At 75.1% G+C, this 3,983-nt stretch carries 4 protein-coding genes; 1 reads left to right on the top strand and 3 read right to left on the bottom strand.

Annotated features, from left to right (window positions below; translation table 11 throughout):
- The coding region (locus Q0112_RS03370) for a sarcosine oxidase subunit alpha family protein (protein WP_297971398.1) at positions 1 to 2,873 on the bottom strand (2,873 nt) is incomplete at its 3' end.
- Complete coding sequence (locus Q0112_RS03365; RefSeq protein ID WP_297971395.1) at positions 2,870 to 3,133, bottom strand: sarcosine oxidase subunit delta; 264 nt, start codon at positions 3,131 to 3,133, stop codon at positions 2,870 to 2,872. The genes Q0112_RS03365 and Q0112_RS03370, both read right to left, overlap by 4 nt.
- A gap of 74 nt (positions 3,134 to 3,207) precedes the next feature.
- Between Q0112_RS03365 and Q0112_RS03360 the strand changes: the two genes are divergently transcribed.
- Complete coding sequence (locus Q0112_RS03360; RefSeq protein WP_297971392.1) at positions 3,208 to 3,405, top strand: hypothetical protein; 198 nt, start codon at positions 3,208 to 3,210, stop codon at positions 3,403 to 3,405.
- 16 nt (positions 3,406 to 3,421) lie between these two features.
- Here Q0112_RS03360 and Q0112_RS03355 read toward each other — a convergent pair.
- The coding region (locus tag Q0112_RS03355) for an FAD-dependent oxidoreductase (RefSeq protein ID WP_297971390.1) at positions 3,422 to 3,983 on the bottom strand (562 nt) is incomplete at its 5' end.

The raw sequence follows: 3,983 nt of genomic DNA, 5'->3' as shown, positions 1-3,983 counted from the left end.
GTGTCGATGCCGCGCAGCGCGCAGACCGCGCGCAGCCGCTCGCCCCTCCGCGCCCGCCCGTCCACCAGAAAGCCGAGGGCGATGTCGTGCCCGAGCGTCGGCGAGAAGCAGGCCGACGTCAGGTAGCCGAGATCGTTCGCCGCCGTGAAGGCCGCCCCCGGCGCCACCAGGTGCGCGCCGGCGACCAGCCGACCGCCCGCCTCGGCCGGCCTCAGCCCGACCAGCTGCTCGCGTCCTGGCCCGGTCAGGCCCAGCCGCCGCGCCATCTCCCGACCGATACAGTCGCCCGCCTTCAGCATCCGCCCGAGGCCGAGGTCGTCGAGCGTGGTTCGCCCGTGCAGCTCGGCGTGGGTCAGGAGCCCCTTCTCGATCCGGAGCACGTTCAGCGCCTCGAGCCCGTAGGGCCCGCCGCCTAGCGCCGGCGCCCGCTCGACCAGCAACTCCCAGAGCGACGCCCCGTAGCGCGCCGGCACCGCCAGTTCGTAGCCCTGCTCGCCAGAGAAGGAGATACGGAAGAGCCGGCCCCCTGCCCCGCCGACGCGCGCCTCGCCGCAGGCCATGAAGGGGAAGCCGGCATCGTCGATCGGCCGCTCCAGCACTCCGTTCAGGAGCTCGCGCGAGCGGGGGCCCGCCACCGCCACCTGCGCCCATTGTTCGGTCACCGGGACGGCCTGCGCCTCGAGCTCGGGCCAGAGGCATTCGAGGCAGAACTCGAGGTGCGACAGCACCTCCTCCGCCGCGGCCGTGGTGGTGGTGAGGAGGAAATGCGTCTCCCCAAGCCGCGCCACGGTGCCGTCGTCCATGGCGAAGCCGTCCTCGCGCAGCATCACCCCGTAGCGCACCCGCCCGACGGCGAGGCTCGACATGCCGTTGGCATAGACCCGGTCGAGCAGCCGCGCCGCATCCGGCCCGCGCAGGTCGATCTTGCCGAGGGTGGAGACGTCGCAGACCCCCACCGCCTCGCGCACCAGCCGCACCTCGCGGGCGCAGCCCTCCCGCCAATCGGTCTCGCCCGCTTCGGGGAACCAGCTCGGCCGGTACCAGAGCCCCGCCTCGACGAACTGCGCCCCCATCGCCGCCATCGCCGCATGCGCCGGCGGATAGCGTCGCGGCGCCAGCCCCGCACCGGCGCCGCCGGCCCCAAGCGCCGCCACCGGCACCGGCGAGAAGGGCGGGCGGAAGGTGGTCGTCCCGGTCTCCGCCGCCCCGCGTCCGGTCAGCTCCGCCAGCACCGCGAGCCCGGCCACTCCGCCGGTCTTGCCCTGGTCGGTCGCCATCCCGAGCGTGGTGTAGCGCTTCATATGCTCGACCGAACGGAAGTTCTCCTGCGCCGCAAGCGCCACGTCCTTCACCGTCACGTCGTTCTGGAAGTCGAGCCAGGCCCGCCCGCCCCCGCCCTCGACCCGCCAGAGCGCCCGCTGCCGCACCGGCGCGTCCTCCGCCCGCGGCACGTCCGGCGCCGGGACGCGGAAGCCGAGGTCGGCCAGCGCCGCCGCCGCGGCCGCCGCCCCGCCCGCCAGCGCCGCCTGCGTGGAGAGGGCGCCCGCCGCCGCCCCCGCTACCGCGAGGCCGGGCACCCCGCCCGGCGCCGGGACGAAGGCCGCCAGCGCCGCGTCCCAGACCGGCCGCGCCCCGAGATGCGAGGTCAGGTGCAGCGTCGGGTTCCACCCGCCCGCCACCGCCAGGCAGTCCGCCGCCACGCGCTCCACCCGCCCGCCGTGCCGCACGCTCACCGCGCGGACCCCGCCCCGCCCGTGCGCCGCCATCACCTCGCCGCCCGCGAGGCTCCGCCACGGCCCCGCCGGCACCGGCGCGTCCGGTCGCGCGTCGATCAGCGCCGCCACCTCGACCCCCGCCGCCGCGAGATCGGCCGCCGTGCGCCAGCCGTCGTCGTTGGTGGTGAAGACGACCGCCCGCCGCGGCGCCACCGCCCAGCGGTTGAGGTAGGCCCGCACCGCCCCGGCCAGCATCACCCCCGGCCGGTCGTTGCCGGCGAAGGCCACCGGCCGCTCCAACGCCCCGGCGCAGAGCACCGCCCGCCGCGCCGCAATCCGCCAGAAGCACTGCAGCGGCAGACCCTCGCGCGGCGGCAGATGCTCGCCGACCCGCTCCAGCGCCCCGTAGGTGCCGCCGTCGTAGGCGCCAACCACCGTCGTCCGCGGCATCACCCGCACGTTCGGCAGCGCCGCGAGCTCCGCCACCACCCCGGCCGCCCACGCCGCGCCCGGCGCACCCCCCACCTCCAGCCGCTCGGCAAGCAGCCGCCCGCCGGGCAGGAAGTCCTCGTCCGCGAGGATCACCCGCGCCCCCGCCCGCCCGGCCGTCAGGGCCGCCGTCAGCCCGGTCGGCCCCGCCCCGACGACGAGCAGGTCGCAGAAGGCGAAGGCCTTCTCGCAGGGGTCGGGATCGGCCTCCCCCGAGAGCGCCCCGAGCCCCGCCGCCCGCCGGATCAGCGGCTCGTACACCCGCTCCCAGAAGCCCCGCGGCCACATGAAGGTCTTGTAGTAGAACCCCGCGCCGATGAACGGCGTGAGAAGGTCGTTCGCCGCCATCAGGTCCAGCCGCAGGCTCGGCCAGCGGTTCTGGCTGACCGCCTCCAGCCCCTCGAAGACCTCCTGCACCGTCGCCCGCGTGTTGGGCGTCGCCCGCGCCCCGCGGCCGACCGTGACCAGCGCATTCGGCTCCTCGGATCCCGCCGTCAGAATGCCCCGCGGCCGATGATACTTGAAGCTCCGCCCGACCAGTCCGACCCCGTTCGCCAGCAGCGCCGAGGCCAGCGTGTCGCCCGGATGCGCCGCGATCCGCCGCCCGTCGAAGCGGACCGCGATCTCCCGCGTCCGGTCGATCAGCCCGCCGGCGGCGAGCCGCCTCACCGCGCCGCCTCCCGCGCCAGCCCGACCTCCAGCACCGCATGGTCGCGCGTGTCGCGCACCACCCTCAGCCACGCCCGGCAGCCGCCCGCGTGCTGCCAGAGCTCGGCGTTCGGCCCGGCCGGATTGTCGCGCAGGTTCAGATAGTCGTGAAACGCCTCGGCCCCCGCATCCCCAGCCGGCCGGGCCAGCAGCTTCGCCGACCCCCGGTAGAGGAACTCCCGGAGATCGCGCTCGCCGCAGAGGGGACAGGTCAGCCGCATGGCACGAACCGGTGGATCCAAAGCGCCGCGCCGGCGTTATAATCCCCGACAGAGATACCTATGGGAGATCGAACATGCGGAGCGTGACCCTTGTCGCCTGCCTCGTAGCGCTGATCGCGCTCGGCGCCTGCGGACGGAGCGCCACGACCCGCGCGGCGACCGGCGGGCTCGGCGGCGCGGCCGTGGGCACGGTGGTCGGCGGCCCGGTGATCGGCACCGCCGCCGGCGCGGCCGGCGGCGCGGCCCTCGGCGCCGCCACCGCCGACGACTGAGGCGACGACCAACCGCTCAGTGCAGGTTGGGCTGGGCACCCGTCCCCTCCTCGTCCAGCACCAGCCCGGAGGCGAAGCGCTCCATCCCGAGCCGCGCGGCAGCCGGATGGCGCTCGCCCGTCGCGATCAGGTGCGCGAAGCACCAGCCCGAGGCCGGCGTCGCCTTGAACCCGCCATAGCACCAGCCGCCGTTGAAGAAGAGCCCCTCGACCGGCGTCCGGTCAATGATCGGCGAGCCGTCCATGGTCATGTCCATGATCCCGCCCCACGACCTGAGCACCCGCGCCTTGCCGATCATCGGCATCAGCGCCATCCCCGCCTCCATCACATGCTCGACCGTCGGCAGGTTTCCCCGCGCCGCGTAGGAGTTGTAGAAGTCGAGGTCGCCCCCGAAGACCAGCCCGCCCTTGTCCGACTGGCTGATGTAGAAATGCCCCATGCCGAAGGTCACCACCCCCGGCAGCACCGGCTTCAGCCCCTCGGTCACGAAGGCCTGCAGCACATGGCTTTCGATCGGCAGCCGCAGGCCCGCCATCTCCCCCACCTTGCTCGACCGCCCGGCCACCGCCATCCCCACC

This window comes from uncultured Amaricoccus sp. (assembly GCF_937858865.1).
Lineage (GTDB): Bacteria > Pseudomonadota > Alphaproteobacteria > Rhodobacterales > Rhodobacteraceae > Amaricoccus.
The sequence above is the reverse complement of the archived record's forward strand: the minus strand, read 5'-3'. Positions and strand labels throughout refer to the sequence as shown.